The sequence below is a fragment of the Saccharothrix sp. CB00851 genome, assembly GCF_001905065.1.
GTDB lineage: Bacteria > Actinomycetota > Actinomycetes > Mycobacteriales > Pseudonocardiaceae > Actinosynnema.
The window spans coordinates 84373-110146 of sequence record NZ_LWLC01000004.1; the positions used below are offsets into that span (position 1 = coordinate 84373).

Consider the following 25774-nt stretch of genomic DNA (forward strand, 5'->3'; position numbering starts at 1 on the left):
GGCCATCGTCGCACGGCCGCGCCGTCGTGCCGGGTCAGGCCCGGTCGCGGGTGATCGCGAACAGGAAGCAGCCGTGGGAGACGCTGCGGACCTGGACCTCGGCGACGTCCGGGTCGTCGAGCAGGGCGTCGACCCGGTCGGTGAGGGTGTCCGGCGTGGCGATCTCGCCGCCGTGGATGCGGCCGTCGGCGGTGTAGGCGCGCAGGATCCGCGGGGCGTGGCGGAACGCTTCCGGGAACTCCGCGGTGGTCGCCGGCCCGTCGCACGGCTCGGCGTGCGCGAACACCGGTCCCAGCTCCTCGTACGGTCCGGTGCCCGCGGTGGGCGTGTGGCGGAACAGGATCACCGGCTCGCCTGGCCCGGCTTTGCGCAGGCAGCAGCGCAGCGGTGCGCCGGGTGACTCGTCGTGCAGTTCGTGGTGCTCGTCCGTGCCGGCGAGCTCGCGGGCACGGGCGAGCACGTCGTCGGGCAGCGCGTGGATTCTCATGCGCTCGACCTTGGTCCGGGACGGGTGGTGCCGCCGGCGGTCTTCGGTCGTCGGGGTCGCGACGGGTGCTCAGCGCCGCAGGATGGCGTTGAGCCGGGCGGCCTGGCGGGTCAGGTGGGCGCGTTCGGCGAGGTTGGGTGCCTGGTCGGCCGCTTCGACGTACAGGCGTGCCGCGGTGGCCAGGTCGCCGTCGCGTTCGTGGAGGTGGGCCGCCACCGCGGTGTGGCGGGGCAGCGAGTCGTCCAGCCCGGCGAGCGCGGCGAGCCCGGCCCGCGGTCCGTCCGCCTCCCCGACGGCCACCGCGCGGTTGAGCCGGACGACCGGGTTGTCGGTCAGGCGGATGAGCTCGTCGTACCACTCGACGATCTGCACCCAGTCGGTCTCCTCGGCGGTGGGCGCGTCGGCGTGCAGCGCGGCGATCGCCGCCTGGGCCTGGAACTCGCCCAGCCGGTCGCGGGCCAGGGCCGCCTGCAGGATCTCGACGCCCTCGGCGATCGCCGCGGTGTCCCACCGGCCGCGGTCCTGCTCGGCGAGCGGGACCAGGCTGCCATCGGGTTTGGTGCGGCCGGCGCGTCGGGCGTGGTGGAGCAGCATGAGGGCGAGCAGCCCGGCCACCTCCGGGTGGTCGATCGCGGCCGCGAGCTGCCGGGTGAGCCGGATGGCCTCGGCGGCGAGGTCGACGTCGCCGGAGTAGCCCTCGTTGAAGACCAGGTAGAGCACGCGCAGCACGGTGGCGACGTCGCCGGGCTGGTCCAGCCTCACCCCGGAGACGGTGCGCTTGGCCCGGCTGATGCGCTGCGCCATGGTCGCCTCGGGCACCAGGTAGGCCTGGGCGATCTGGCGGGTGGTGAGGCCGCCCACGGCGCGCAGCGTGAGCGCGACCGCGGACGACGGCGTCAGTGACGGGTGGGCGCACAGGAAGTAGAGCTGGAGCGTGTCGTCGGCCGATTGCGCGGGTCCGGGCGGCGGCTCCTCGTCCAGCAGGTCCTCGCGCCGGCGGCGGGCGGCGTCGGACCGGGTCGCGTCGAGGAACCGGCGCCACGCCACCGTGGTCAGCCAGCCCTTGGGGTCGCGCGGCGGGTCGGCCGGCCAGACGCGGACCGCCTCGACCAGCGCGTCCTGCACGGCGTCCTCGGCCGCCGCGAAGTCCGCTCCGCGGCGGACGAGGATCCCGAGCACGTTCGGCGTGAGGCTGCGGAGCAGGGCCTCGTCCAGCGGGGAGGTCACTCGGTGACGGTGAGCTGCGCGGTCAGCAACGGGCGCAGCTCCAGCCACTCGTGGATCGGCTTCCCGCCCGCGCCGGGTGCCGCCGACAGCTCACCGGCCAGCTCGACGGCGCGCTCGTAGCTGTCGACGTCGATGATCATCCAGCCGGCGATGAGGTCCTTCGTCTCGGCGAACGGGCCGTCGGTGACCGGCGGGCGGCCCTCGCCGTCGTACCGGACGAACGTCCCCTGGGGTGCGAGCGCGCGCTCGTCCACGAACTCGCCGGTCTCGACCAGCCGGTCCGCGAAGTCGCGCATGTACTGCACGTGGGCCGTGATCTCCTCGGGCGTCCACTGGTCCATCGGCACGTCGTTGACCGCTTCCGGGGCGCCGCGGTAGTGCTTGAGCAGCAGGTACTTGGCCATCGTGGTTCTCCTCGGTGCTGTCGCGCCCCATTCTGGGCTCGTTCGCACCGGGGACGCAGCCGGTCGGCGGTTCTCGACATCGCCGGGCGAACTTTTTCGCGCGGATTTTCGTGGGCGGGCGCTTTGGTCGCTGTAGGGGTGTCGTGGCGGGAGCGGGCTCAGGGCCGCCACGGGGGAAGCGGCGGGAGCAGCGCCGACACGGGCACGCCGACTCCGTGCAGCAGCCACCCGAACGACCCCAGGCCGCCCGAAGCCCGCAACTCGGCGATGCGGGACGCCCGCTCGGCCGCCACCAACCACGCCAACCCAGCTCCCGCCCCCGCTCCGCTGCCCGCACCGGCCCGCTCCCGCGCCCCTGCGCCGGTGTCCGCCCGCGCGCCCGCGTCCGCCGGGCCTGCCGTGGTCAGGCGCGGTGGGGGCGGTGTGCCGTCCAGGCCCAGGGCGGCCAAGGCGTCCCGCTGCGAGACCAGCACCCACTCGCCGCCGGCCGCCTCGGCGCACGCGTCCAGCGCCACGTGCGCCGTCAGGTCGCAGCTGCCGTCGAACACCGGCTCCACCCGGCGCCCACCCCGGTACGCGGCGAACGTGCCCTCCGCGTACCGCCCCACCACCCGGTCGGCCCGCACGTGCCCGTAGTCCACCGCCAACGCCGCCCCGCGCACCACCCGCGACACGGCCTCCGCCCACGCCGCATCCCGCGGCTCGCCGATCTCCGCCCGTTCACCCTCCTCCCGCACCGGCCACCACCGATCCAACCAAGGGTGGGACGACGGCCCCGTGACCAACGGACACGGCACCGCGTCCAGCCACTCGTGCGCCACCAACAACCCGCACACCGACGACGGCAGCGTCGACCGCCACCGCACCCCCGGCACCGACCGCGCCGGCCCCACGTCCACCGCCGTCACCACCAGCCGCGCCGCGAGCCCGCCCGACGCCAGGGACCGCACCGCACCGGCCAGTTCGCCGCCACCCGCCCCGACGTCCACGAAATCCAGCCGCTCCGGCCGACCGAGGGCGAAATCCACCCGATCGAGCAGCACGAGCAGCGCTTCGGCCAGCTCAGGACCCACCAACGGAGCAGTGCGGAAGTGGTCCGCGGGCACCTCGCCACGCGTGAAGAACCCCGACGGCCCGTACAACGCCTCCCGCCACAGGGCTTCCGAGTCCACCATCGGTCAAGTGTCCCTTTAAGGTTTCTCCCCGTGACCACTCCCGCCCGCCCGCGAGTCGACCAGCAGCGCTGGACCGTCCTGCTCCCGGTCCTGGGGCTGATCGCGTTGGGCGCCTGCGGGCTGGTCCTGCTGGGCCTCGGCACCTCCCAGACCGGTCTGCTGCCGATCCTCGTCGGCGCGGTGGCCGCGCTGCTGCCCGTGCTCGCGGTGATCGGCGCCTACCTGTGGGTCGACCGCTGGGAGCCGGAGCCCGCCAAGATCCTCCTGCTGGCGTTCTTCTGGGGCGCGTGCGGCGCGACGATCACCTCGCTGGTGTTCAACCAGACCGCGCACGTGCTCGGCCAGCTCATCGACGGCGGTGACGGCAGCACGTTCGCCGCCGTGGTCGGCGCGCCGATCACCGAGGAGGCCGCGAAGGCGGCGTTCATCCTGGTGCTGTTCCTGCGCCGCCGCCACGAGTTCGACGGCGTGGTGGACGGCGTGGTGTACGCGGGCGTGACGGCCGCCGGCTTCGCGTTCACCGAGAACATCTGGTACTTCGCCCGGGTCTTCTCCGACAGCGGCTTCGGCGACCTGAGCAGCGGCGTGATCGCGCTGTTCATCCTGCGCGGGGTGCTCTCGCCGTTCGCGCACCCGCTGTTCACGTCGATGACCGGCATCGGGATCGGCATCGCCGCGGTGACCACGAGCCGCCGGCTCAGGGTCGTCGCACCGGTCCTGGGCTACCTCGGCGCGGCCGGCCTGCACTCGCTGTGGAACTTCTCCACCACGGTCGGCACCGGCTCCACGTTCATCAACCTGTACTTCCTGATCATGGTGCCGATCTTCGCCGGCATGGTGGTCATGGTCGTCTGGCAGCGCCGCCGCGAGCAGCGGATCGTCGCGGGCCAGCTGCCCGCCATGGCCGCCAACAAGTGGATCGCCTCCAGCGAGGTCACCCTGCTGGCCAGCCTGCAGGGCCGCAGCCGGTGGCGGCGCACGGTCAAGCGCAAGGTCGGCGACGAGGCGGCCAAGGCGGTCGCGGGCTACCAGGCCGCCGCCACGGAACTGGCGTTCCTGCGGCACCGCATGGCGGGCGGCACGGCGGGCCACGACGCGGAAGAACGTCACGCCCAGCTGCTCACCGCGCTCATCGCCGCACGTCAGGCGGCCGTCGACGCGCCGGGTGCGCTGAAGGCCGCGGGTGGCGTTCGTCGCAGTTGACGGCCCAGGGCACCACACCGGATTACGCTCGCGGCCGTCGTCCGGTACCCGAGCATCGGGACTGGAACGCCGCGGTGAAGGAGTACGTCGCATGGACGCGACCCCCCGCCCCGCGCGGTTGGCCGTGGGAGTGATCTCGGCCGGCCGGGTGGGTTCGGTGCTGGGTGCCGCGCTGTCCCGGGCGGGACACGTCGTGAGCGCCGTCTCCGCCGTATCCCGTGACTCGCTGCGCCGCGCCGAAGAGCTGCTGCCGGACGTGCCCGTGCTGTCTCCGCCGGAGGTCGCCGCCTCCGCCGACCTGGTGCTGCTGGCCGTGCCGGACGACGAGCTGCCGGGCCTGGTCCGCGGCCTCGTCGCCACCGGATCGCTGCGCGCCGGGCAGATCGTCGTGCACACCAGCGGCGCGCAGGGCGTGGCGGTGCTGCGGCCCGCCGCCGAGCTCGGCGCGCTGTGCCTGGCGCTGCACCCCGTGATGACGTTCACCGGCCGGGTCGAGGACGTGCAGCGGGTGAACGCCTGCTCCGTCGGCGTCACGGCGGCCGACGACGACGAGATCGCCTGGCACGTCGGCGAGGCGCTGGTGGTGGAGATGTCCGCCGAACCGGTGCGCGTGCCCGAGGCCGCCCGCCCGCTCTACCACGCCGCCCTCGCGCACGGCGCGAACCACCTGATCACCCTGGTCGCCGACTGCGCCGACCTGCTGCGCGGCGCGGGCATCCACGACGCCGAGCGCATGCTCGGCCCGCTGCTGTCCGCCGCGCTGGACAACGCCCTGCGGCACGGCGACCGCGCCCTCACCGGCCCCGTCGCGCGCGGTGACGCGGGCACCGTGGCCAAGCACCTCGCGGTGCTCGCCGACACCGAATCGCTGCCCGCGTACCGAATCCTGGCGCTCCGCACCGCGGCGCGCGCCCGGGCGGCGGGGCTGCTCAAGCCCGAACTCGCGTCCGAAGTCCGCACCACCCTAGAGGGACAGGCATGACCAAGCCGCTCACCAAGGACGACTACACGCCGAACGACGTGACGGTGCACCGCGACCCGGACCGGCTGCGTCGCGTCACCAAGGCGTTGAAGGCGGCCGGTCGCAACATCGCCCTGGTGCCGACCATGGGCGCGCTGCACGAGGGCCACCGCAAGCTGATCCGCGAAGCGCAGGTCATGCAGAACACCGTGGTCGTCGTCTCCATCTTCGTGAACCCGACCCAGTTCGGCCCGAACGAGGACTTCGACCGCTACCCGCGCAGCTTCGACTCCGATGTGGACATCTGCCGCGAGGAGCGCGTCGGCCTGGTCTTCGCGCCGTCCGTGGACGACATGTACCTGCCCGGCAGCACGATCACCGTCGACCCGGGCCCGCTCGGCGACGAGCTGGAGGGCCGGACGCGGCCCGGCCACTTCGCCGGCGTGCTGTCCGTGGTGGCCAAGCTGTTCAACATCGTGCAGCCGACCTACGCGGTGTTCGGCGAGAAGGACTACCAGCAGCTCACGCTGATCCACCGGATGGCGCGCGACCTGAACTTCGGCCTGGACGTGGTCGGCGTGCCGACCGTGCGCGAACCGGACGGCCTGGCGCTGTCCTCGCGCAACCGCTACCTGTCCGAGGAGGAGCGCTCGGCCGCGACCGCGCTGTCGGCGGCCCTGGTGGCCGGCGCGTACGTCAGCGGCCAGGGCGCGGACGCCGTGCTGAAGGCCGCGCACGACACGCTCGCCGCGGCGCCCGGCGTCGACCTCGACTACCTGGAGCTGCGCGCGCCCGACCTCGGCCCGGCGCCGGAGAACGGCGACGCCCGCCTGCTGGTGGCCGCCCGCGTCGGCTCCACCCGACTGATCGACAACGCCGCCGTGCTGCTCGGCACCGGTGACGAGTAAGGGGACCGCCATGTTCCGCACCATGCTCAAGTCGAAGATCCACCGGGCCACCGTCACCCAGGCCGACCTGCACTACGTCGGCTCGGTCACGGTGGACGAGGACCTGATGGAGGCCGCCGACCTGCTGGCGGGCGAGCAGGTCGCGATCGTGGACGTCACCAACGGCGCGCGCCTGGAGACCTACGTCATCCCCGGCGAGCGCGGCACCGGCGTGATCGGCATCAACGGCGCGGCGGCACACCTCGTCAAGCCCGGCGACCTGGTGATCCTCATCGCCTACGGGCAGATGGACGACGCTGAGGCGCGGGTGTACGAACCGAAGGTGGTCTTCGTCGACGCCGACAACAAGGTGGTCGAGCTCGGCGCGGACCCGGCGCACGCGCCCGAGGGTTCGGGCCTGGTGAACGGGTCCACGTCCGCGCTGCCGGAACCGGTGGCGGCGGAGACCGAGGACGCGGCGGCGCTGGACGCGTTGATCCAGGCCGAGGACTAGGGGGAAGCGCAGTGCTGCTCGCCATCGACGTCGGCAACACCAACATCGTGCTGGGCCTGTACGACGGCACGGGGGACTCCGCCGCGCTGATCCGGGACTGGCGGATGCGCACCGACGCCCGGATGACCGCCGACGAGCTGGCGCTGACCATGCGCGGCCTGCTCGGCGAGTACGCGGACAAGATCACCGGCATCTCGGCGCTGTCCACCGTGCCCGCGGTGCTGCGCGAGCTGCGCGTGATGCTCGGCCGGTACTACTCCAGCGTGCCCAAGGTGCTGGTGGAGCCGGGCGTGCGGACCGGTGTGCCGCTGCTGGTGGACAACCCCAAGGAGGTCGGCTCCGACCGGGTGATCAACACGCTGGCCGCGCACCACCTGCACAGCACGGCGTGCGTCGTGGTCGACTTCGGCACGTCCACGAACCTCGACGTCATCTCGGCCAAGGGCGAGTTCCTCGGCGGTGCGCTGGCGCCGGGCATCGAGATCTCCGTGGACGCGTTGGCCGCGCGTGCCGCCCAGCTGCGCAAGGTCGAGCTGGTGCGTCCTCGTTCGGTCATCGGCAAGAACACCGTGGAGTGCCTGCAGTCCGGCATCGTCTACGGGTTCGTCGGCCAGGTGGACGGCCTGGTGCGCCGGATCGTGGACGAGCTGCAGCTCAGCGAACCCGGCCCGGTCACGGTCATCGCGACCGGTGGCCTCGCGCCCCTGGTGGTGACCGAGTCGGCCACCATCCAGGCGCACGTGCCGGACCTGACGTTGTTGGGGCTGAGGCTGGTCTTCGAACGCAATATGAAGTAGGCGGTGTTGGATGGCCGCTGCTCCGCGGACGGCGGGCTCGGTCGCCCCGACGCGACCTCGCGGTCAAGTGCGCTGCAGGCGCTTCACGAACACGGTCAGCGGCAGGTCGAACTCGCCGTCGGCGGTTTCCGGGCGGGACTTGAGGAACGCGAGCATCCGCGCGTTCAGCTCGGCCCGTTCCTCCTCCTCGATCACCAGCGCGTGCGAGTGCGTGTTGACCATCGCGACCAGCGACTCGGCGGTGCGCCGGTGCGCGTGCGGGAAGAGCCGCTTCACCGGGTCGGTGAACTGCTCGTACTCGGTCAGCGGGTCGAACGCGAGGTCGTCCCGCTTGCTCACGCTGGACTGGGCCACCCGGACGAACCCGTCCACCCACGGCACCGAGTTGTCGTAGTCGTTCCACAACGCCGCCAGCACACCGCCCGGCCGCAGCACGCGCGCGATCTCGGGCAGCGCGCGCGCCGGGTCGAACCAGTGGAACGCCTGGCCGACCACGACAGCGTCCACCGTGCCGTCCGGCAGGGGGATCCGCTCCGCGGTGCCGGGCAACGCGCGCACCGCGCCGTGGTGGCGCACGAGTTCCGACAGCATCGCCTCGTCCGGTTCCACCGCCGTCACGTAGTGGCCCTCGGCGAGCAGGCCGCCGGTCAGCTGGCCCGTCCCCGCGGCGAGGTCGAGCACCCGGTGCGGTCCTTCGCCCAGTGGCTCCAGGACCCAGCGGATGGCCTCGGCCGGGTAGTCCGGTCGGTGTTCCGCGTACGCCGCGGCGCGCGCTCCGAAGGAGTTCGCCCGCCGGGCCCGCAAGTCGTCTCCGGTCACCACCCAGAGCCTAGTGAGATCCGGTTCGATTTCCCGAGCGGTCTTTCCGTACTCTTCGTCCTGTGAGTGAGCAGCCAGCGACCGGTTCCGCGACCAGCGACGACGATCTCCCCGAGCAGCTGAGGGTGCGCCGGGAGAAGCGGGCGCGACTGCTGGAACGCGGTGTCGATCCGTATCCGGTCGAAGTACCACGCACCCACACGTTGCGCGAGGTGCGCGAAGCGCATCAGGACCTGGAACCGGACACGTCGACCGGTGATGTGGTCGGTGTGACGGGCCGGGTCATGTTCATCCGCAACACCGGCAAGTTGTGCTTCGCGACGCTGCGCGAGGGCGACGGCACCGAACTGCAGGCGATGCTGAGCCTGAACGGCGTCGGCGAGCAGGCGCTCGCCGAATGGAAGTCCGATGTCGACTTGGGCGACCACGTATTCGTGCAGGGCGAGGTCATCACGTCGCGCCGCGGCGAACTGTCGGTGATGGCGGACCGCTGGCAGATGGCGGCGAAGGCGTTGCGCCCGTTGCCGGTCGCGCACAAGGAACTCGCCGAGGAAACCCGCATTCGCCAGCGCTACGTGGATCTGATCCTGCGCGAGCAGGCCCGCAACACGGTGCGCAACCGGGCCGCGGTGGTGCGGTCGTTGCGGGAGTCGTTCCACCGGCGCGGTTTCGTCGAAGTCGAGACCCCGATGTTGCAGACGTTGCAGGGCGGTGCGAGCGCCCGGCCGTTCGTGACCCGGTCGAACGCGCTCGACATCGACCTGTTCCTGCGGATCGCGCCGGAGCTGTACCTGAAGCGGTGCGTGGTCGGCGGTATCGAGAAGGTCTTCGAGATCAACCGCAACTTCCGCAACGAGGGCATGGACTCCTCGCATTCGCCCGAGTTCTCCATGCTGGAGTACTACGAGGCGTACGCCACCTACGACACGAACGCGGTGCTCACCCGCGAGCTGGTGCAGGAAGCCGCGATGGCGGTGGCCGGTTCGCACGTGGTGACGCTGGCCGACGGTTCGGAGTACGACCTCGGCGGCGAGTGGACCACGTTGAGCATGTACGACTCGTTGTCCGAAGCGGCGGGCGAAGAAGTCACGCCCGAAACTTCTTCGGAGCGGTTGCGCGAGCTCGCCGACAAGCACGGCCTGGAGACCGACCCGAAGCTCGGTCACGGCAAGCTGGTCGAGGAGCTGTGGGAGCACCTGGTCGGCGACTCCTTGCACGCGCCCACGTTTGTGCGTGATTTCCCGGTGGAGACCTCGCCGCTCACCCGCCAGCACCGCAGCCGGCCGGGCGTCGCCGAAAAGTGGGACCTCTACGTGCGCGGTTTCGAGTTGGCCACGGGATACTCCGAACTGGTGGACCCCGTGGTCGAGCGGGAGCGGTTGGAAGCCCAGGCCCGCCTTGGCGCGACCGGTGACGTCGAGGCCATGCCGGTCGACGAAGACTTTCTGCGATCACTGGAGTACGGAATGCCACCGTCCGGTGGTGTGGGAATGGGCATCGACCGGCTGCTGATGGCGCTCACCGGTCTCGGTATCCGGGAGACGATCCTGTTCCCCCTCGTGCGCCCGGAATGAGTAACTTCTCGGACTCCGGGCGGCGCATTCCCGCACTTGTGCGCTAACCTGCACTCGCCAATGCTTTAGGTCGCGGTCGGGGAACACCGCGCATTCGAGTCCAGGAGGATACGCATGGCGCAGAAGGTCACCGTGACCCTGGTCGATGACCTGGACGGTGGGAAGGCCGAGGAGACGGTCGGCTTCGGATTGGACGGTGTGTCCTACGAGATCGACCTTTCTGCGGACAATGCCTCCAGGCTCCGCGACGCTCTCGCCGACTTCGTCGCCAGCGCCCGCAAGGCGGGTGGCCGCAAGCGCGGCCCGGGTCGTCCGGCCGGTGTGAAGGCGGCTCGGCCGGCTTCGGCGGATCGCGAGCAGAACCAGGCGATTCGGGAGTGGGCCCGCAAGCAGGGCATGAAGGTGTCCGATCGCGGCCGCATCCCGGCCGAGGTGCTGGAGGCTTACCACCAGCAGGGCTGACACGAGTTGTGGACGTGGCGCAGGCCACGGCAATTACGTCGATCGACGAAGGGGCACCGGATTCCTCCGGTGCCCCTTCGCTCGTTTTCCGCCGTCTTGTCCGGTGTTGTGAAGATCCATTCCGGCGACCGTCGCGCGGATCGCGCCATCGGGCGCTCAGGTGATCTTCGACTCGTCCGTTCGGCGGCACCGGGCGGTGCTCGAACCGTGTTCGGTTAGGCTCACCTCACCGAAGGTCGGGTCGCCGTGGGAGGAGCAGGAGCGTTGGCCCTCCGCAGCACCCGCCTGGTCCTGCTCGTCGGACTCCTCGGCCTGGTCGCGCTCGCCAGCGTGGCCATCGGCGCGAAGGACATCCCGCTCGCCGACGTCTGGCACGCGCTGACCGCGCCGACCGGGCTGGAGAACGACCTCGTGATCCGCGAGCTGCGGGTGCCGCGCACGGTGCTCGGCATCGCGGTGGGGGTGGCGCTGGGCGTCGGCGGCGCGCTGATGCAGGGCCACACCCGCAACCCGTTGGCCGACCCGGGCATCCTCGGCGTCACCCAGGGCGCCGCGTTCGCGGTCGTGCTGTCGATCTTCACGTTGGGTGTGAGCAGCCTCTACGGGTACGTGTGGTTCGCGTTCGCGGGCGCGCTGGTGGCCAGCGTCGTGGTGTTCCTGCTGGGGTCCGGGCGCACCGGGCCCACACCGGTCACGCTGGCGCTGGCGGGCGCGGCGGTCAGTGCCCTCATGCACGGCCTGGTGTCCGCGCTGGTGCTGCTCGACCGGCAGAGCCTCGACGCGTTCCGGTTCTGGCAGGTCGGCGCGATCGCCGGGCGCGACCTCGACCTGTTGTGGCAGGTGCTGCCGTTCCTGGTGCTCGGGCTGGTGCTGGCGGGCGCGAACGCGTCCGGGCTGAACGCGCTGGCGCTCGGTGACGACGTGGCCCGCTCGCTCGGGCAGCGGGTGGTGGCGACCCGGGTCGTCGGGGTGGTCGCGACGACGTTGCTGGTGGGCGGCGCGGTGGCGGTGTGCGGTCCGATCGGGTTCCTCGGGCTGGTCGTGCCGCACGCGGCGCGGGCGCTGACCGGGCCGGACCACCGGTGGCTGCTGCCGTTCGCCGGGGTGATCGGGGCGATCGTGCTGCTGGTCGCGGACGTCGTCGGCCGGGTGGTGGCCAGGCCGGGTGAGCTGGGGGTCGGGGTCGTGCTGGCCCTGGTCGGCGCGCCGTTCTTCATCGCCCTGGTGCGGCGGCGGAAGCTGGTGCGGCTGTGAAGGGCTTTCGCGTCGGGCCCGTGTCCGGTCCGCTGCGGTGGCGGCCGTTCGCCGTGGTGGTGGTCGGGCTGGGGCTGGTGGTGCTCGCCGGTGCGGTGAGCGTGGCCCGCGGTGACTTCCCGATCCCGCTGGGGCAGGTGTTCGACGTGCTGCTGGGCGGTGGGCAGCGCGGGCAGCGGTTCATCGTGCTCGACCTGCGCCTGCCGCGGGCGTTGACCGGGGTGTTCGTCGGGGCGGCGCTCGGCGTGGCCGGTGCGGTGTTCCAGTCGATCGCGCGCAACCCGTTGGCCAGCCCCGACATCCTCGGGGTCACGTGGGGCGCGGGCGCCGGCGCGGTCACCGTGATCACGTTCGGCGGGTCGCTGGGCGTGGTCGGCGGGACGACGGCGGCGGTCGGCGTGCCGTTGGCGGCGCTGGGCGGTGGGCTGGTGGCGGGGCTGCTGGTCTACGGGCTGGCGTGGCGGCGGGGGATCGAGGGTTTCCGGCTGGTGCTCGTCGGCGTCGGCATCACGGCGGTGACCGGCAACTTCACCCACTACCTGCTGACCGTCGGCGACGTGACCGACGCGGCGCGGGTGCTGGTGTGGATCACCGGCAGCCTCAACGGGCGCGGGTGGGAGCACGTCGTGCCGGTCGGGCTGGCGCTGGCGGTGCTGATCCCGGCGGCCCTGGTCGGCACCCGGCTGCTGGGTGCGCTGCGGTTCGACGACGACACCGTGCGCGGGCTGGGCGTGCGGCTCAACGGTGCGCGGACGGTGGTGCTGCTGCCGGCCGTCGTGCTGGCGGCCGTGGCCACCGCGTCGGCCGGGCCGGTGGCGTTCGTGGCGCTGGCGTCACCGCAGATCGCGCTGCGGCTGGCCGGGACCGCCACGCCGCCGCTGCTCGGGTCGGCCGTGGTCGGCGGGCTGCTCGTGGTGGTGTCGGACCTGGTGGCGCGGTTGGCGTTCGGTGGGTTCGAGCTGCCGGTGGGCGTGGTGACCGCGGTGCTCGGCGCTCCTTATCTGATGTACCTGCTCGTCCGCAGTCGCCGGGAGGCACGGGTATGACCGCAGTTCGGCTGCAGGCCCAGGCGCTGTCCGTCGGGTACGGGGAGCGGCTGGTGGTGTCCGGGCTGGATCTGGACGTGCTGTCTGGTTCGGTGACGGCGGTGATCGGGCCCAACGGGTGCGGCAAGTCGACGTTGCTGCGCGCCCTGGGTCGGTTGCTGCCCGCGCGTTCGGGTGCCGTGGTGCTGGACGGCAAGCGGATCAACCGGACGCCGACCCGTGAGGTGGCGAAGGTGCTGGCGATGCTGCCGCAATCGCCGCAGGCGCCCGAAGGGCTGACCGTGGCCGAGCTGGTGGCGCGCGGGCGGCACCCGCACCAGGCGTGGTACCGGCAGTGGTCGCCGGAGGACGAGGCTGCGGTGGCGTCCGCGCTGGAGATGACCGGGATGGCGGAGCTGGCCGACCGGACCGTGGACGAGCTGTCCGGCGGGCAGCGGCAGCGGGCGTGGATCTCGATGGCGCTGGCGCAGGGCACGGACCTGCTGCTGCTGGACGAGCCGACGACCTACCTGGACCTGGCGCACCAGGTCGACGTGCTGGACCTCGTGCAGCGGCTGCACCGCGACTTCGGCCGGACCGTGGTGATGGTGCTGCACGACCTGAACCTGGCCGCCCGTTACGCCGACCGCCTGGTCGCGATGAAGGACGGCCGGATCGTGGTGGCCGGCCCGCCCTCGGACGTGCTGACCGAGGAGAACCTGCTGGCCGTCTTCGGCCTGGACGCCCGCGTCGTCCCCGACCCGGTCACGTCCACCCCGCTGGTCATCCCCATCGGCCACCGCCACCGCACCCCCGAGCGTTGAACTCGGGTGTTCCGAACGTAGGACACACGCGGCGTGAACGTAGGACTCTCGCGCGTGTCCTACGTTCGGAACGCGCGTGTCCTACGTTCAGGTACCCCGAGTTGAACGCTCGGGGGCGCGTCAGCAGACGCGGGGGCAGGTGGTGCAGGCCTCGGCGTTCGGCAGGACGAAGTGGAAGCAGCAGCTCTCGCGGCGGCGGGTCCAGCCCGTCTCGGTCGCGCGCAGGGTCGACGCCGAGGTGAACGGGTCGAGCTTGGCCGGCAGCAGCAGCGCCGAGTCCATCACACCGGCCGTCTCGTCGCCGCACAGCTGGCCGACCGTCCACGCCGCGCTGTCCAGCGCGTCCGTGGCCGCCGCCCACAGCATCCGCCGCCCCAGCCGCACGGTCGGCCCGAACGCGCCCACGAACTGCGCGCTGTGCGCCGCGAACCGGGCCCGCAGCAACGCCGCCAACGCCGTCTCGTCGGCCACCACGGTCGCCGCCGGGTGGCCGGCCTCCGGGTCGTCCGGCAGGCACGCGAAGTCGTCGGCCAGCAACGCCACGCCGACCACGTGCGGCCTGCCCTCCGCCGCCACCTTCACGGCCACGTCGGCGGGCCGCAGCGACGGCACCCGCCGCTCGGTGTGGAACAGCAGCCCGCCCAGCACGCCCACGACGTTGAGGTACCAGCTCATGACGTACCCGGCGGTGGTGCGGTCGGGCGCCTCGCCGTACTGCTCGCGCAGCCACTCCGCCAGCGCCTTGCGCCACCCGTCGAACCGCTCCGGCTCGCCCAGGAACTCCGAGCACAGCACCCAGTCGCCGCGCGCGGCCGGCAGCCCGAACCGCGCCTCGAAGCCCTCGTACAGCGACACCCGCCCCAACGAGCGCGCGACGGGCGTCGTCACGTCGCAGGCGGTCGTGCGCACCGGTACGGTCATGGCCAGAAGGTCCTCGTCGGTTCGAGATGGTTCGAGTGGTTGAGGCTTGCCTAACCTTACCGAGGTTCACCTAACTCGCACGGCGGCGGTGACACCGGTCACCCCGGATGTCGCCGAACGGTTGAATGTTCGCGCTCAGCGGACAACCGCCGTTCCGTGGAATCCCGCTGGCAGATCACGCGTTGGTACCGATGTCAGAGATCCCCGAAGACGGCTGCCTGCGATCGGGAACTGAGAGTGTCGGCACTGACGACTACAGTGGTCCCACGGTGCCGCGCTCTCCACGGTCAGCCAGACGGTCAGCCAGTGGTGAGCCCGAGGACCGCCGGCGCAGCAGTCAGGGAGTGCGAATGTTCGAAAGGTTCACCGACCGCGCGAGGCGGGTGGTTGTCCTGGCCCAAGAAGAGGCCCGGATGCTCAACCACAACTACATCGGCACCGAGCACATCCTCCTGGGGTTGATCCACGAGGGTGAAGGTGTCGCCGCCAAGGCGCTGGAGTCGTTGGGGATCGCGCTGGAGGGCGTCCGCCAGCAGGTCGAAGAGATCATCGGCCAGGGTCAGCAGGCCCCATCCGGCCACATCCCCTTCACCCCGCGCGCCAAGAAGGTGCTCGAGCTGTCCCTGCGCGAAGCGCTGCAGCTCGGACACAACTACATCGGCACGGAGCACATCCTGCTCGGCCTGATCCGCGAGGGCGAAGGCGTCGCCGCGCAGGTGCTGGTCAAGCTGGGCGCGGACCTCAACCGGGTGCGCCAGCAGGTTCTCCAGCTCCTGTCCGGCTACTCCGGCGGCAAGGAGCCCGCCGAGTCCGGTGGCCGCGGTGAGGGCACCCCGTCCTCGTCCCTGGTCCTCGACCAGTTCGGGCGCAACCTGACCGCCAGCGCGCGGGAGGGCAAGCTCGACCCGGTGATCGGGCGCACCAAGGAGATCGAGCGGGTCATGCAGGTGCTGTCCCGCCGCACCAAGAACAACCCGGTCCTGATCGGCGAGCCCGGCGTGGGCAAGACCGCCGTGGTCGAGGGCTTGGCCCAGATGGTGGTCAAGGGCGAGGTGCCCGAGACGCTGAAGGACAAGCAGCTCTACACCCTGGACCTGGGTTCGCTGGTGGCGGGCTCGCGCTACCGCGGTGACTTCGAAGAGCGCCTGAAGAAGGTGCTCAAGGAGATCCGCACCCGCGGCGACATCATCCTGTTCATCGACGAGATCCACACCCTGGTGGGCGCCGGTGCGGCCGAGGGCGCGATCGACGCCGCGTCGATCCTCAAGCCCATGCTGGCCCGCGGCGAGCTGCAGACCATCGGCGCGACCACGCTCGACGAGTACCGCAAGTACGTCGAGAAGGACCCCGCCCTGGAGCGCCGGTTCCAGCCGATCCAGGTCGGCGAGCCGTCCCTGGAGCACACGATCGAGATCCTGAAGGGTCTGCGGGACCGGTACGAGGCGCACCACCGCGTCTCGATCACCGACTCGGCGCTGGTCGCGGCCGCCACGCTGGCCGACCGGTACATCAACGACCGGTTCCTGCCGGACAAGGCGATCGACCTGATCGACGAGGCGGGCGCGCGGATGCGCATCCGCCGGATGACCGCGCCGCCGGACCTGCGCGAGTTCGACGAGAAGATCGCCGACGTGCGCCGGGACAAGGAGTCCGCGATCGACGCGCAGGACTTCGAGCGCGCCGCGAAGCTCCGCGACCAGGAGAAGACGCTGCTCGGCCAGAAGGCCGAGCGGGAGAAGCAGTGGAAGGACGGCGACCTCGACGTCGTCGCCGAGGTGGACGACGAGCAGATCGCCGAGGTGCTGGCGAACTGGACCGGCATCCCCGTGTTCAAGCTCACCGAGGAGGAGACCACGCGTCTGCTCCGCATGGAGGACGAGCTGCACAAGCGGATCATCGGCCAGGTCGACGCCGTCAAGGCGGTCAGCCAGGCGATCCGCCGCACGCGGGCGGGTCTGAAGGACCCGAAGCGCCCGTCGGGCTCGTTCATCTTCGCCGGCCCGTCCGGTGTGGGTAAGACCGAGCTGTCCAAGGCGCTGGCGAACTTCCTGTTCGGCGAGGACGACGCCCTGATCCAGATCGACATGGGCGAGTTCCACGACCGCTACACGGCGTCGCGCCTGTTCGGTGCCCCTCCCGGCTACGTCGGCTACGAGGAGGGCGGCCAGCTCACCGAGAAGGTGCGCCGCAAGCCGTTCTCGGTGGTGCTGTTCGACGAGATCGAGAAGGCCCACCAGGAGGTCTACAACACGCTGCTCCAGGTGCTGGAGGACGGCCGCCTGACCGACGGTCAGGGCCGGACGGTGGACTTCAAGAACACCGTCATCATCTTCACGTCCAACCTGGGCACGTCGGACATCAGCAAGGCCGTCGGCCTCGGCTTCACCTCGGGTCAGGACACCGCGTCCAACTACGAGCGCATGAAGAACAAGGTCAACGACGAGCTGAAGAAGCACTTCCGGCCCGAGTTCCTCAACCGCATCGACGACATCATCGTCTTCCACCAGCTCACGCAGGACGAGATCATCAAGATGGTGGACCTGATGATCGCCCGCGTCGAGACGCAGTTGAAGAACAAGGACATGGCGATCGAGCTCACCGATCGGGCGAAGAAGCTGCTGGCCAAGCGCGGGTTCGACCCCGTGCTGGGTGCCCGGCCGCTGCGCCGCACGATCCAGCGGGAGATCGAGGACCAGCTGTCGGAGAAGATCCTGTTCGGGGAGATCCAGCCCGGCCAGATCATCATCACCGACGTCGAGGGCTGGGACGGCGAGTCCGAGGCCGACGACAAGGCGCACTTCACCTTCCGCGGCGAGGCCAAGCCGCTGCGGGTGCCCGACGCCCCGCCGGTCGACCTCGCGTCGTCCGGTGGCGACTCGGGCGGCGACTCGGACTCCGAGTCCGCCTGACGCACGACGCCTGACCGAAACGCCCCTCGGGTCCGCCCCGGGGGGCGTTTCGGCTGATCAGAGGGTCAGTGCAGGGTGCCGGCGGTGGTGTGCAGATCGGTGGACGTGGTCAGCGCGGTGCGCACGATCAGCTCCAGCGCCCTGGCCGTGGTGGCGACGGGCAGGCTGGGCAGGCCGCGGCCCTCGGCCTGCTCGGGCGAGAACGGCACGTGCACGAACCCGCCGCGCACGCCCGGGTGCTCGGTCGCGACCAGGTGCATGAGGCCGTAGAACACGTGGTTGCACACGAACGTGCCCGCCGTGTGCGACACCGACGCCGGGATCCCCTCGGCCTCCAGCGCCGCCACGCACGCCTTCACCGGTAGCCCGGTGAAGTACGCGGCCGGGCCGCCCGGCACCACCGGCTCGTCGATGGGCCGGCCGCCCGCGTTGTCCGGGATCCGGGCGTCGTCCAGGTTCACCGCGACGCGCTCCGGCGTGATGCCGGCCCGTCCGCCCGCCTGGCCGACGCACACCACCAGGTCGTAGCGGCGGGCCGCGAGGGCCTCGCGCAGCGCGGTGAGCGAGTCGCCGAACACGCACGGCAGGCGCAACTTCGTCAGCCGGTAGCCGTCCGGTCGCACCGCGTCGACCGCGTCCCACGACGGGTTGGTGTCCTCGCCGTCGAACGGTTCGAAGCCCGTCAGCAAAACCTCCACTCGGGCAGACTAGAACGCGTGGTCGACATCGAGGAACGCCGCACCAGGCGCAAGGGGACGACGTTCCTGCTGGTATTGGCGGCTATCGCGTTCCTGCTCGCCGCGGCCACCCGGCTGCTGGGCCTCGACGGCACCCGGTACCTGGCCGCCACGACCGCGCTGACGCCCTACTTCACGGCGGCGGGTGTGGTGCTGGGCGGGCTGGCGCTGCTGCTGCGGCGGTGGGCGGTCGGCACGGTCACGTCGCTGGTCGCCGTGGTGCTGGTGGCGGCGGTCGCGCCGAGGGCGTTCCCCGACTCACGGCCGGTGGGCGTGGGCCGAGCGGTGACCGTGATGGCGGCGAACCTGCTGGTCGGCCGGGCGGAGGCGGAAGCCGTCGTGGCGGCCGTGCGGGCGCACGACGTGGACGTGCTCGCGATGCAGGAGCTGACCCCCGAGATGGTGCTCGACCTCGAACGCGCGGGCCTGGACGAGGTGCTGCCGCACCGGCACTTCCTGGACGAGCCGGGCGGCTCCGGCTCCGGCCTCGCGTCCCGCTACCCGCTGTCCCCGCGCACGCTCACGCCGCCCAGCACGCTGCGCCAGGCGGGCGCGCTGGTCGACCTGCCCGGTGCGGACCTGGAGGTCCTGTCGGTGCACCCGCTGCCGCCCGTGGTCGACGCCGGGCCGGGCAACTGGCTGCGGGACATGGCGGGCCTGCCCGAACGGGAGCTGGGCGGGCCGGTGCGCGTGCTCGCCGGCGACTTCAACGCCACCCTGGACCACGCGGGCCTGCGCCGGCTGCTCAACAGCGGTTACGTGGACGCCGCCGACCAGGTCGGTGAGGGCCTGAACCCGACCTGGCCGTCCGGCGGCGCGCTGTGGCCGCCGCCGGTGGCCATCGACCACGTGCTGGTGGACGACCGGTGCCCGGTGGAGGACTTCGAGGTTCTCGACGTGCCCGGCTCGGACCACCGGGCCGTCGTCACCCGATTCGTCGTGCCAGCTCGGTGATCGCCTCCAGCGCGCCCAGCGGCAGCGACACGCCGCGCCCGTGCCGCACCTCCGGCTCACGCGGGTTGATCCTGATCAGCGCGCCCGAGGCGGCACTGGCCAGCTCCGCCTGCCGCCGCACGGTCGGCACCGCCTGACCGGCGCCGATCTCCAGCACGACCAGGTCGCGCCGCCCGCGCCGCCACTGGGCGAACTCGTCCAGCGCCTTCTGCGACGGTGCGCCGATCCACGACCAGTCGCCGAACATGAGGATGTTCGGCCTCGCCAGCCCACCGCAGTTGCGGCACGACGGCAGCGGCCCGGTCGCGCGCATCGTCTCCGGGTCCACGTCCACCACGACGTCGTCGGCGGGCCACACCTCGTCCGTGCAGGGCTCCACGCACTGCAGGTGGTGGATCGACCCGTGCACCTCGGCCACGTCGGTGAACCCGGCCCGCTGGAACTGGCCGTCCACGTTGGACGTGAACACCCGCGCGCCCCACTCCCGCAGCACGCGGAACCCGTCGTGCGGCACCGTGCGCCGGTACAGGTCGAGCCGGTGACCGTAGAAGCCCCACGCGAGCGCCGGGTCCTCCACGAAGTGCACCGGGTCGGCCAGTTCCTCGAACCGCAGGCCCAGCCGCTCGTAGGGCGGGTAGGCCTGCCAGAAGCCGGTGGCACCGCGGAAGTCGGGCAGGCCCGAGTCGACGCCCATCCCGGCACCCGCGCACACCAGCACCGCGTCGGCGGCCTGGACCAGGTCCGCCGCGCGGTCGAGCGCCTCGTTCACCCGCGCGAGGTCACTTCTTCGCTTCGGAGCTGAGCACGACCTCGAACTCCAGCAGGTCCGACCCGGTGCCGACGGGCTTGGCGCGCTCGCCGGAGTGCGCCTCCTTGGCCTTGCCGCCCAGCCAGTTCTGGAAGTCCTCTTCGGTCTCCCACTGCGTCACCACGAAGTACCGGTCGTCGCCCTTGACCGGCCGCAGGAGCTGGAAGCCGAGGAAGCCGGGTTCGGAGTCGACCGCGCCGAGCCGTGCGGCGAACCGCTTCTCCAGCTCGGGGCCGGAACCGTCGGGCACGTGGATCGCGTTGATCTTCACAACCGCCATGCCCACGACGTTACTGCGCCTCGGCGGTTTCCGTCTCGTGGCGGGCTCGGTGGGCGCGGACCTTGTGCCTGTTCCCACAGCGCTCCATCGAGCACCAGCGGCGGTTGCCGGACCGCGAGGTGTCCACGAACAGCAGGCCGCAGTTGTCCGCCGAGCACTCGCGCACGCCGCCCCGGGCCACCAGCTCGACCGCGTCCCGGGCCGCCGCGCCGAGCACCTGCGTACCGGTGATGGGCTTCGCCCACGCCAACGCGCGCGAGTGCGGGTCGACGACCGGGCGGGGCGTCTCGGCGGTGGCCGCGTTGAGCACGTCCAGGTCGGCGGACGGCAGCTCGCCACCGCGGACCATCGACCGGGCGACCCGCCAGAACGCGTCGCGCAGCTCCTTCACCGCGACCAGCTCGGCTTCGGTGACCCGCACGTCGGCCGCGGTGAACGGCGCGGTCGCGGCGAGGCGCGAGTCGGCCAGCCACGCCGCCAGGTCGTCCGGCGCGTGCAGCACCTCGAACACGCGCAGCTCGCCCGGACCGCCGCTGACCAGCAGTTCGAGTGCGAAGCTGCCGGGGTCGAAGCGGAAGCTCTGCCCGTCCGGGCGGGTCAGCGTCCTGGTCCACGTCGCCATGTAACCACTGTAGCCAGTTTCACTAACCGGCTGAGACGGTTACCGGCGCAGTGGTCCGGGGTGCAGGAACTCGTCGGCGGGCACCTCGGTGCCCCGGAACCACGCGCCGAAGAACGCGTCCAGGTCCTGCCCCGACACCCGCTCCACGTGCGCCTCGAACTCCGGCCACGACGCGTTGCCGTCCCGGTTCGCCGCCGTCCAGTCCTTGAGCACCCGGTCGAACGCCGGGTCGCCGACCTGGCGGCGCAACGCGTGCAGCGCGAGCTGGCCCTTGTCGTAGACGCCGCGGAACTCGTTGCCCCGACCCATGTCGTAGAGCTTGCGGTTCCAGTACGTCTCGCGGTCGGCGACCCGCTCCACCTCGGCGCGGTACCGCTCGTCCAGGTCGACGCCCTCCTTGGCCTCGGCCCACAGCCACTGGGCGTAGGAGGCGAAGCACTCGTTCAGGCAGATGTCGGCCCAGTTCTCCAGGCTCACCGAGTTGCCGAACCACTGGTGCGCGTTCTCGTGCACGACGGTGTCGAGGTCCGCCCACGACGCGTAGATCGGCCGGGTCTGGGTCTCCAGCGAGAAGCCGATGTTGTCGGCCAGGAAGATCCCGCCCGCCGCCTCGAACGGGTAAGGGCCGAACTTCTCGGCCAGGAACGCGAGCACCTCCGGCAGCCGCCGCTGGTGCTGCCGGGTGTTCTCCGCGCCCGGCGCGTAGGCGTCCACCACGGGCGTGCCGTCGGGCAGCGTGGACCGCTCCACGGTCCACCGGTCGATCGCGATCGTGGTCAGGTAGGTGGCCATCGGCTGCTCGGCGACCCAGCGGAACGACGTCCAGCCGTCGGTCGTCTGCGAGCCCCGCTCGACGCCGTTGGAGATCACCGACCAGCCCTCCGGCACGCGGGCGGTCAACGCGAACGACGCCTTGTCGCGCGGGGTGTCGTTGGCCGGGAACCAGGTGGTCGCCGAGTGCGGCTCGCCCGCCGCGAACGCACCGCCGGACGTCGAGACCTGCCAGCCGCTGCGGCCGAGCGCGCGGTCCTCGAACAGGGTCGGCTCGCCGCCGTACCGGACGGTGGTGGTGAACTCCTCGCCGTTCACCAGGGGTGACCCGGGCGTGATGACCAGTTCGTGGTCGCCTTCCTGGTGGTAGGTCGCGGCGGGCCGCTCGCCCACGTCCACGCCGGTGACCTTGAGCGCGTACAGGTCGAGGTTGAACCGGGACAGGTCGGCGGTCGCCTTGGCGGTGATCCGCGCGACGCCGTCCAGCCGCTTCGTCGCGGGGTCGTAGGTGACCGACACGTCGTAGGCGGTGACGTCGTAGCCGGTGTTGCCGTCCTGCGGGTAGTACGCGTCGCCCGCGCCGGCGCCACCCTCGGCGTTCACCACCGGGGGAGTGGTCACGGCGGTCGTGGCCGGCGCCGCGGTCGGCTGGTCCCGCGGCAACCTGGCCACCACGACCCCGGCCACCACCAGCACCAGGACGATGACGATCAGGTACGGGCGCGCCTTGGAGCTGATGGCCATGCCGACATGATGCACGCATGAGCGTTGCGGAGTTCGGGGGATCGGGGCAGGGCATCCTGCTGCTCCACGGCCTGATGAGCCGGGCGAGCACGTGGTGGACGGTGGCGCAGTGGCTCAAGCGGTACGGGCGGGTGGTGGCGCCGGACGCGCGCGGCCACGGCCGCAACCCGGTGCGGGGACCGTTCCGGACGGAGGACTTCGTCGCCGACGCGGTCGAGGTGATCGAGCAGTACGACCTCGCGCCCGCCGTGGTGATCGGGCACTCGATGGGCGGGCTGCACGCGTGGGCGCTCGCCGCGACCAGGCCCGACCTGGTGCGCGCGGTCGTCGCGGAGGACGTGGTGCCGGACAACCGCGGTCGCACGGTCGAGGAGTGGAAGTGGTACTTCGACGCGTGGCCGCCCGCGTTCGAGTCCCTGGCGCACGTGCGGACGGTCGTGGACGTGCCGCGGGTGGAGGAGCTGTTCGAGGAGCGCGAGGACGGCTGGCACCTCGTCGCCCACCTGCCCGACCTCTACGAAATCGCCTCCGAGTGGGGCGAGCGGGACTACTGGCACTACGTGGACGAGATCCGGTGCCCGATGCTGGTGGTCGAGGCAGGGCTGGGCGGGCTGCGCGCCGGGCAGATGGCCGAGGTGGCGCGGCGGACCGGTGCGACGCACCTGGTGGTGCCGGAGTCCGGGCACGTCGTGCACGACCAGGCGCCGGAGGTCTACCGGGGCGCGGTGGAGGCGTTCCTGAGCGGGTCGATCGACCCGGTCTGAGTGTCCACGATCGCCATCTCGCGGGTCTTGGCGCGGATCGGCGTGATCGGGTGCAGCTCGGCGAACGCGGTGCGCACGTCGGCGTCCTCGCCGTCGAGCAGGGTGCAGTGCGGCACCCAGTTGCCCGGCAGGTAGTGGGCGTTGGGGTGCTTCACCCGGCCCGCGAGCACGTCGTGCACGGCCGAGTGCACCGCCAGCAGCTCGGCGTCCACGACCGCGCCCAGCTGCAGGGTGTTCCCGGTGGCGCTGAGGGTGTGCAGCCAGACGTCGGGCAGCCACAGCCGGGACAGGTCCTCGCGCAGCTCGGCGCGCACCTTCGGCCCGATCGTGCCCGCCGCCGCGTAGGTCAGGTGCGGTGGCAGCTCGAACCGCGCGCCGATGCGCCGCCGAAGCGCCCGCACGGCGTTCTCCGCCTCGGCGTCGAAGAACACGACCAGGGCGTGCACGTCAGTGCTCCCCGGGCAGCGCGAACAGGCCCGCGGCCGTCTGCTCGACCAGGCCGTCGTCGAGCAGCGAGTGCAGGCACCGGTCCCGCTGGCCCGCGTCCGACCACACCACGTCCAGCCGCGCCTTCGCCACGGGCTCGCTGGTGCCGCGCAGCACGTCCAGCAGCAGGCCGCGCACCTGCCGGTCGGTGCCCGCGAACTTCTGCACCGCCTTGGCCGGGCCGTCGTAAGCGGGACGGCCGTTGAGCTGCCACGCGCACGCGTCGAACACCGGGCAGTCGGCGCACTTCGGGGTGCGGGCCGTGCAGACGAGCGCGCCCAGCTCCATCAGCGCGGCCGAGTAGACGGCGGCCCGCTCGTCCGGCAGCAGGGCCTCGACGTCGTTGAGGTCCTTGGTGGTGGACGGTGGGCCCGCGTCACCCGCGCCGTGCACGGCCCGTGCGACGACCCGGCGCACGTTCGTGTCGACCACCGGGCACCGCTGCCCGTACGCGAACGCCGCGACCGCCCGTGCCGTGTACGCGCCGATGCCCGGCAGGGCCAGCAGGGTGTCCACGTCGCTCGGGACGGCGTCGTCGTGGTGCTCGGCGATGGCCTGCGCGGCGGCGTGCAGCCGCAGCGCGCGGCGCGGGTAGCCGAGCTTGCCCCAGGCGCGCAGCACCTCGCCCTGCGTCGCCTTCGCCATCGCCGACGGGGTCGGCCAGCGGGCCAGCCACTCGCGCCAGATCGGCTCGACCCGCGCCACGGGGGTCTGCTGCAACATGATCTCGCTGACCAGCACGCCCCAGACCGTGCACTCCGGCCGTCGCCAGGGCAGGTCGCGGGCGGTGTCGGCGAACCAGTCGAGGAGGAGGTCGGCGTCCAGGCTCATAGCGCCGCACAGTCTTCCACGACCGGTCCGCCGACCGGTCACACGACTTCGGTCAGCTCGCCCGTGTGCACGTCGTAGACGAAGCCGCGAACGGTGTCGCGGTGCAGCAGGAAGGGGCTCTGCCGGACCCGGTTCATCGAGCCGCGCACGCTGTCCTTCACCTCGCGGAACGCCTCCACCGACCACGTGGGGCGCAGGCCCGAGTCGCGCTCCAGCTCGTCCTTGAAGTCGTCCTCGGTGACCAGTTGCAGGCCGCAGTTGGTGTGGTGCACCAGCAGCACCTCGCGGGTGCCGAGCTTGCGCTGGCTCAGGGCCAGGGAACGGATCATGTCGTCGGTGACGACACCGCCCGCGTTGCGCAGGACGTGCGCCTCACCCTGCTTGAGGCCGAAGATCTCGAACACCCGGATACGGGAGTCCATGCAGGTCAGGATGGCCACTTGCATCGAGGGCTTCGGCGACGAACGGTCGCCGGGAACGATGTTGCCCAGTTCGGCGTTGCGGCGGAGCAGCTCGTCGATCGCGGTCATCGCGCACCTCCCGTTGTTCCCCGGGATTGGAACCTGCCTCCCGCATGGCGGGCAAGCGAATCGGGCGAACCTCACGTTCACCTCATCGGGGGACCGATGCCTACCCGGGAATTCCAGCCGACTTGGATACCTTCGTCGGCGTGACCGAGCACACAGACCAGCTCCCGCGGTCGGTGTACTGGCGGCGCCGCGCGCTGGCCCTCGCCGGGTCGGTGGTCGCGCTCGTGCTCGTGGTGTGGCTGGTCGGCGTGCTGGTGGGCCGGGGCGACCCGGCGCTGGTGGCCGCGCAGCCGTCGTCCAAGCCGCCCGAGCCGGCCGCGACGCCCGTGGTCGCCTCGTCGTCCTCGACCACCCCACCCCCGTCCCCGGTCCCCCCGGTGGTGCCTTCCCCGACCCTCCCGCCGGGCCCGCCACCGCCGTGCGAGGACGCGCAGGTGGCCGTGGCGGCCGAGGTGGACAAGCCGGAGACCCCGGCCGGCCGGCCCGTCCGCTTCACCATCGCCGTGGCGAACACCGGCCCGCTGCCGTGCGCGAAGGAGATCGGGCGGCACGTGCGCGAGCTGGTCGTGACGAGCGCGGACGGCGTGACCAGGCTGTGGTCCAGCAACGACTGCTTCGTCACCGAGGGGTCGGAGGTGCGCGTGATGCAGCCGGGCGAGCGGTTCACCTACGGCCTGCAGTGGCCGGGCACCACGTCCGAACCGGGCTGCCGGGCGCAGTCCCGGCTGGGCGCGGGCGACTACCTGCTCACCGCACTGGTGGCGGGCAAGGCGAGCCACCCGGTGGTCTTCCGCGTCACGTGAG

28 protein-coding genes are annotated in these 25774 nt (G+C 71.9%); 14 read left to right on the plus strand and 14 right to left on the minus strand.

What is annotated here, in order from left to right; genetic code table 11:
- Window positions 1–34: 34 nt before the first annotated feature.
- The 4 genes from A6A25_RS06700 to A6A25_RS06715 form a co-directional block, all read right to left on the minus strand.
- Complete coding sequence (locus A6A25_RS06700; RefSeq protein WP_073886899.1) at window positions 35–487, minus strand: DUF1203 domain-containing protein; 453 nt, start codon at window positions 485–487, stop codon at window positions 35–37.
- A 69-nt stretch (window positions 488–556) separates the two neighbouring features.
- Window positions 557–1702, minus strand: a complete 1146-nt coding sequence (locus A6A25_RS06705; protein WP_198932596.1) for an RNA polymerase sigma factor — start codon at window positions 1700–1702, stop codon at window positions 557–559.
- 8 nt (window positions 1703–1710) lie between these two features.
- A complete protein-coding gene (locus A6A25_RS06710) occupies window positions 1711–2118 on the minus strand; it encodes a YciI family protein (RefSeq protein ID WP_073886902.1) in 408 nt (135 codons plus the stop codon).
- Window positions 2119–2276: 158 nt separating this feature from the next.
- On the minus strand, window positions 2277–3293 hold the full coding sequence (locus A6A25_RS06715) for an SAM-dependent methyltransferase (RefSeq protein ID WP_073886903.1): 1017 nt from the start codon (window positions 3291–3293) through the stop codon (window positions 2277–2279).
- 30 nt (window positions 3294–3323) lie between these two features.
- Here A6A25_RS06715 and A6A25_RS06720 point away from each other — a divergent pair, with 30 nt between their 5' ends.
- The 5 genes from A6A25_RS06720 (at window position 3324) to A6A25_RS06740 (ending at window position 7655) form a co-directional block, all read left to right on the plus strand.
- Window positions 3324–4496: a PrsW family intramembrane metalloprotease gene (locus A6A25_RS06720; protein WP_073886904.1), complete on the plus strand. Its 1173-nt coding sequence runs from the start codon at window positions 3324–3326 to the stop codon at window positions 4494–4496.
- Between the two features lie 91 nt (window positions 4497–4587).
- A complete protein-coding gene (locus A6A25_RS06725) occupies window positions 4588–5478 on the plus strand; it encodes a Rossmann-like and DUF2520 domain-containing protein (protein WP_073886905.1) in 891 nt (296 codons plus the stop codon).
- Window positions 5475–6365 (plus strand): pantoate--beta-alanine ligase, encoded by an 891-nt coding sequence (gene panC / locus A6A25_RS06730; protein ID WP_073886906.1) that lies wholly within the window; start codon window positions 5475–5477, stop codon window positions 6363–6365. Before A6A25_RS06725 ends, panC begins: the two co-directional genes overlap by 4 nt.
- Before the next feature lie 10 nt (window positions 6366–6375).
- A complete protein-coding gene (panD, locus tag A6A25_RS06735) occupies window positions 6376–6858 on the plus strand; it encodes an aspartate 1-decarboxylase (RefSeq protein ID WP_073886907.1) in 483 nt (160 codons plus the stop codon).
- Window positions 6859–6869: 11 nt separating this feature from the next.
- Window positions 6870–7655: a type III pantothenate kinase gene (locus A6A25_RS06740; RefSeq protein WP_073886908.1), complete on the plus strand. Its 786-nt coding sequence runs from the start codon at window positions 6870–6872 to the stop codon at window positions 7653–7655.
- 63 nt (window positions 7656–7718) lie between these two features.
- Here the strand turns inward: A6A25_RS06740 and A6A25_RS06745 are convergent, their stop codons facing one another.
- The gene (locus tag A6A25_RS06745; RefSeq protein ID WP_241828531.1) at window positions 7719–8474 is read right to left on the minus strand and encodes a class I SAM-dependent methyltransferase; all 756 of its coding nucleotides are present in this window, start codon (window positions 8472–8474) and stop codon (window positions 7719–7721) included.
- Window positions 8475–8536: 62 nt separating this feature from the next.
- Here A6A25_RS06745 and lysS point away from each other — a divergent pair, with 62 nt between their 5' ends.
- The 5 genes from lysS (at window position 8537) to A6A25_RS06770 (ending at window position 13613) form a co-directional block, all read left to right on the plus strand.
- Window positions 8537–10048, plus strand: a complete 1512-nt coding sequence (lysS, locus tag A6A25_RS06750; RefSeq protein WP_073886910.1) for a lysine--tRNA ligase — start codon at window positions 8537–8539, stop codon at window positions 10046–10048.
- Window positions 10049–10162: 114 nt separating this feature from the next.
- Complete coding sequence (locus A6A25_RS06755; RefSeq protein WP_073886911.1) at window positions 10163–10510, plus strand: histone-like nucleoid-structuring protein Lsr2; 348 nt, start codon at window positions 10163–10165, stop codon at window positions 10508–10510.
- A 246-nt stretch (window positions 10511–10756) separates the two neighbouring features.
- Window positions 10757–11764, plus strand: coding sequence for a FecCD family ABC transporter permease (locus tag A6A25_RS06760; RefSeq protein WP_073886912.1), 1008 nt, complete (start codon window positions 10757–10759; stop codon window positions 11762–11764).
- A gap of 20 nt (window positions 11765–11784) precedes the next feature.
- On the plus strand, window positions 11785–12810 hold the full coding sequence (locus A6A25_RS06765) for a FecCD family ABC transporter permease (protein WP_241828532.1): 1026 nt from the start codon (window positions 11785–11787) through the stop codon (window positions 12808–12810).
- On the plus strand, window positions 12807–13613 hold the full coding sequence (locus A6A25_RS06770) for an ABC transporter ATP-binding protein (RefSeq protein WP_073886914.1): 807 nt from the start codon (window positions 12807–12809) through the stop codon (window positions 13611–13613). Before A6A25_RS06765 ends, A6A25_RS06770 begins: the two co-directional genes overlap by 4 nt.
- A gap of 120 nt (window positions 13614–13733) precedes the next feature.
- Here the strand turns inward: A6A25_RS06770 and A6A25_RS06775 are convergent, their stop codons facing one another.
- Window positions 13734–14534 carry a (2Fe-2S)-binding protein gene (locus tag A6A25_RS06775; RefSeq protein ID WP_083668052.1) on the minus strand — a complete coding sequence of 267 codons (801 nt, stop codon included), beginning with the start codon at window positions 14532–14534 and terminating at the stop codon, window positions 13734–13736.
- 350 nt (window positions 14535–14884) lie between these two features.
- On the opposite strand from A6A25_RS06775, the gene A6A25_RS06780 reads away from it, so the two are divergent.
- Window positions 14885–17443: an ATP-dependent Clp protease ATP-binding subunit gene (locus A6A25_RS06780; protein ID WP_073886915.1), complete on the plus strand. Its 2559-nt coding sequence runs from the start codon at window positions 14885–14887 to the stop codon at window positions 17441–17443.
- Window positions 17444–17508: 65 nt separating this feature from the next.
- On the opposite strand, the gene pcp is transcribed toward A6A25_RS06780, so the two are convergent.
- Entirely contained in the window at window positions 17509–18141 is a 633-nt protein-coding gene (gene pcp / locus A6A25_RS06785) for a pyroglutamyl-peptidase I (protein WP_073886916.1), read from the minus strand.
- An 18-nt stretch (window positions 18142–18159) separates the two neighbouring features.
- Here pcp and A6A25_RS06790 point away from each other — a divergent pair, with 18 nt between their 5' ends.
- The gene (locus A6A25_RS06790; protein WP_073886917.1) at window positions 18160–19134 is read left to right on the plus strand and encodes an endonuclease/exonuclease/phosphatase family protein; all 975 of its coding nucleotides are present in this window, start codon (window positions 18160–18162) and stop codon (window positions 19132–19134) included.
- On the opposite strand, the gene A6A25_RS06795 is transcribed toward A6A25_RS06790, so the two are convergent.
- Genes A6A25_RS06795 through A6A25_RS06810 form a run of 4 tightly spaced genes read right to left on the minus strand, consistent with a single transcriptional unit; the run spans window position 19106 to window position 22359 of the window.
- Complete coding sequence (locus tag A6A25_RS06795; protein WP_073886918.1) at window positions 19106–19903, minus strand: SIR2 family NAD-dependent protein deacylase; 798 nt, start codon at window positions 19901–19903, stop codon at window positions 19106–19108. The two genes, A6A25_RS06790 and A6A25_RS06795, sit on opposite strands and share 29 nt — an antisense overlap.
- Before the next feature lie 10 nt (window positions 19904–19913).
- A complete protein-coding gene (locus A6A25_RS06800; protein ID WP_073886919.1) occupies window positions 19914–20222 on the minus strand; it encodes an antibiotic biosynthesis monooxygenase family protein in 309 nt (102 codons plus the stop codon).
- Between the two features lie 10 nt (window positions 20223–20232).
- Window positions 20233–20844: a CGNR zinc finger domain-containing protein gene (locus A6A25_RS06805; protein ID WP_073886920.1), complete on the minus strand. Its 612-nt coding sequence runs from the start codon at window positions 20842–20844 to the stop codon at window positions 20233–20235.
- Between the two features lie 39 nt (window positions 20845–20883).
- Window positions 20884–22359, minus strand: a complete 1476-nt coding sequence (locus A6A25_RS06810) for a M1 family metallopeptidase (RefSeq protein ID WP_073886921.1) — start codon at window positions 22357–22359, stop codon at window positions 20884–20886.
- A 17-nt stretch (window positions 22360–22376) separates the two neighbouring features.
- Here A6A25_RS06810 and A6A25_RS06815 point away from each other — a divergent pair, with 17 nt between their 5' ends.
- Window positions 22377–23123: an alpha/beta fold hydrolase gene (locus tag A6A25_RS06815; RefSeq protein WP_073886922.1), complete on the plus strand. Its 747-nt coding sequence runs from the start codon at window positions 22377–22379 to the stop codon at window positions 23121–23123.
- Here A6A25_RS06815 and A6A25_RS06820 read toward each other — a convergent pair.
- Genes A6A25_RS06820 through A6A25_RS06830 form a run of 3 tightly spaced genes read right to left on the minus strand, consistent with a single transcriptional unit; the run spans window position 23072 to window position 24970 of the window.
- The gene (locus tag A6A25_RS06820; protein WP_073886923.1) at window positions 23072–23569 is read right to left on the minus strand and encodes a 2'-5' RNA ligase family protein; all 498 of its coding nucleotides are present in this window, start codon (window positions 23567–23569) and stop codon (window positions 23072–23074) included. The two genes, A6A25_RS06815 and A6A25_RS06820, sit on opposite strands and share 52 nt — an antisense overlap.
- Window position 23570: 1 nt before the next feature.
- Window positions 23571–24440 carry an A/G-specific adenine glycosylase gene (locus A6A25_RS06825; RefSeq protein WP_073886924.1) on the minus strand — a complete coding sequence of 290 codons (870 nt, stop codon included), beginning with the start codon at window positions 24438–24440 and terminating at the stop codon, window positions 23571–23573.
- 38 nt (window positions 24441–24478) lie between these two features.
- Window positions 24479–24970 (minus strand): beta-class carbonic anhydrase, encoded by a 492-nt coding sequence (locus A6A25_RS06830; RefSeq protein WP_073886926.1) that lies wholly within the window; start codon window positions 24968–24970, stop codon window positions 24479–24481.
- A 140-nt stretch (window positions 24971–25110) separates the two neighbouring features.
- On the opposite strand from A6A25_RS06830, the gene A6A25_RS06835 reads away from it, so the two are divergent.
- Window positions 25111–25773: a hypothetical protein gene (locus A6A25_RS06835; RefSeq protein ID WP_143192995.1), complete on the plus strand. Its 663-nt coding sequence runs from the start codon at window positions 25111–25113 to the stop codon at window positions 25771–25773.
- Window position 25774: the final 1 nt, after the last annotated feature.

Bases quoted from the DNA above. Each gene is read 5' to 3' on its own strand.
- A6A25_RS06755 (WP_073886911.1), top strand. From the start codon at position 10,163: ATGGCGCAGAAGGTCACCGTGACCCTGGTCGATGACCTGGACGGTGGG.
- A6A25_RS06800 (WP_073886919.1), bottom strand. From the start codon at position 20,222: ATGGCGGTTGTGAAGATCAACGCGATCCACGTGCCCGACGGTTCCGGC.
- A6A25_RS06715 (WP_073886903.1), bottom strand. From the start codon at position 3,293: ATGGTGGACTCGGAAGCCCTGTGGCGGGAGGCGTTGTACGGGCCGTCG.
- A6A25_RS06725 (WP_073886905.1), top strand. From the start codon at position 4,588: ATGGACGCGACCCCCCGCCCCGCGCGGTTGGCCGTGGGAGTGATCTCG.
- panC (WP_073886906.1), top strand. From the start codon at position 5,475: ATGACCAAGCCGCTCACCAAGGACGACTACACGCCGAACGACGTGACG.
- A6A25_RS06815 (WP_073886922.1), top strand. From the start codon at position 22,377: ATGAGCGTTGCGGAGTTCGGGGGATCGGGGCAGGGCATCCTGCTGCTC.
- A6A25_RS06700 (WP_073886899.1), bottom strand. From the start codon at position 487: ATGAGAATCCACGCGCTGCCCGACGACGTGCTCGCCCGTGCCCGCGAG.
- A6A25_RS06770 (WP_073886914.1), top strand. From the start codon at position 12,807: ATGACCGCAGTTCGGCTGCAGGCCCAGGCGCTGTCCGTCGGGTACGGG.
- A6A25_RS06780 (WP_073886915.1), top strand. From the start codon at position 14,885: ATGTTCGAAAGGTTCACCGACCGCGCGAGGCGGGTGGTTGTCCTGGCC.
- A6A25_RS06805 (WP_073886920.1), bottom strand. From the start codon at position 20,844: ATGGCGACGTGGACCAGGACGCTGACCCGCCCGGACGGGCAGAGCTTC.
- A6A25_RS06830 (WP_073886926.1), bottom strand. From the start codon at position 24,970: ATGACCGCGATCGACGAGCTGCTCCGCCGCAACGCCGAACTGGGCAAC.
- A6A25_RS06710 (WP_073886902.1), bottom strand. From the start codon at position 2,118: ATGGCCAAGTACCTGCTGCTCAAGCACTACCGCGGCGCCCCGGAAGCG.
- A6A25_RS06825 (WP_073886924.1), bottom strand. From the start codon at position 24,440: ATGAGCCTGGACGCCGACCTCCTCCTCGACTGGTTCGCCGACACCGCC.
- A6A25_RS06775 (WP_083668052.1), bottom strand. From the start codon at position 14,534: ATGACCGTACCGGTGCGCACGACCGCCTGCGACGTGACGACGCCCGTC.
- panD (WP_073886907.1), top strand. From the start codon at position 6,376: ATGTTCCGCACCATGCTCAAGTCGAAGATCCACCGGGCCACCGTCACC.
- A6A25_RS06810 (WP_073886921.1), bottom strand. From the start codon at position 22,359: ATGGCCATCAGCTCCAAGGCGCGCCCGTACCTGATCGTCATCGTCCTG.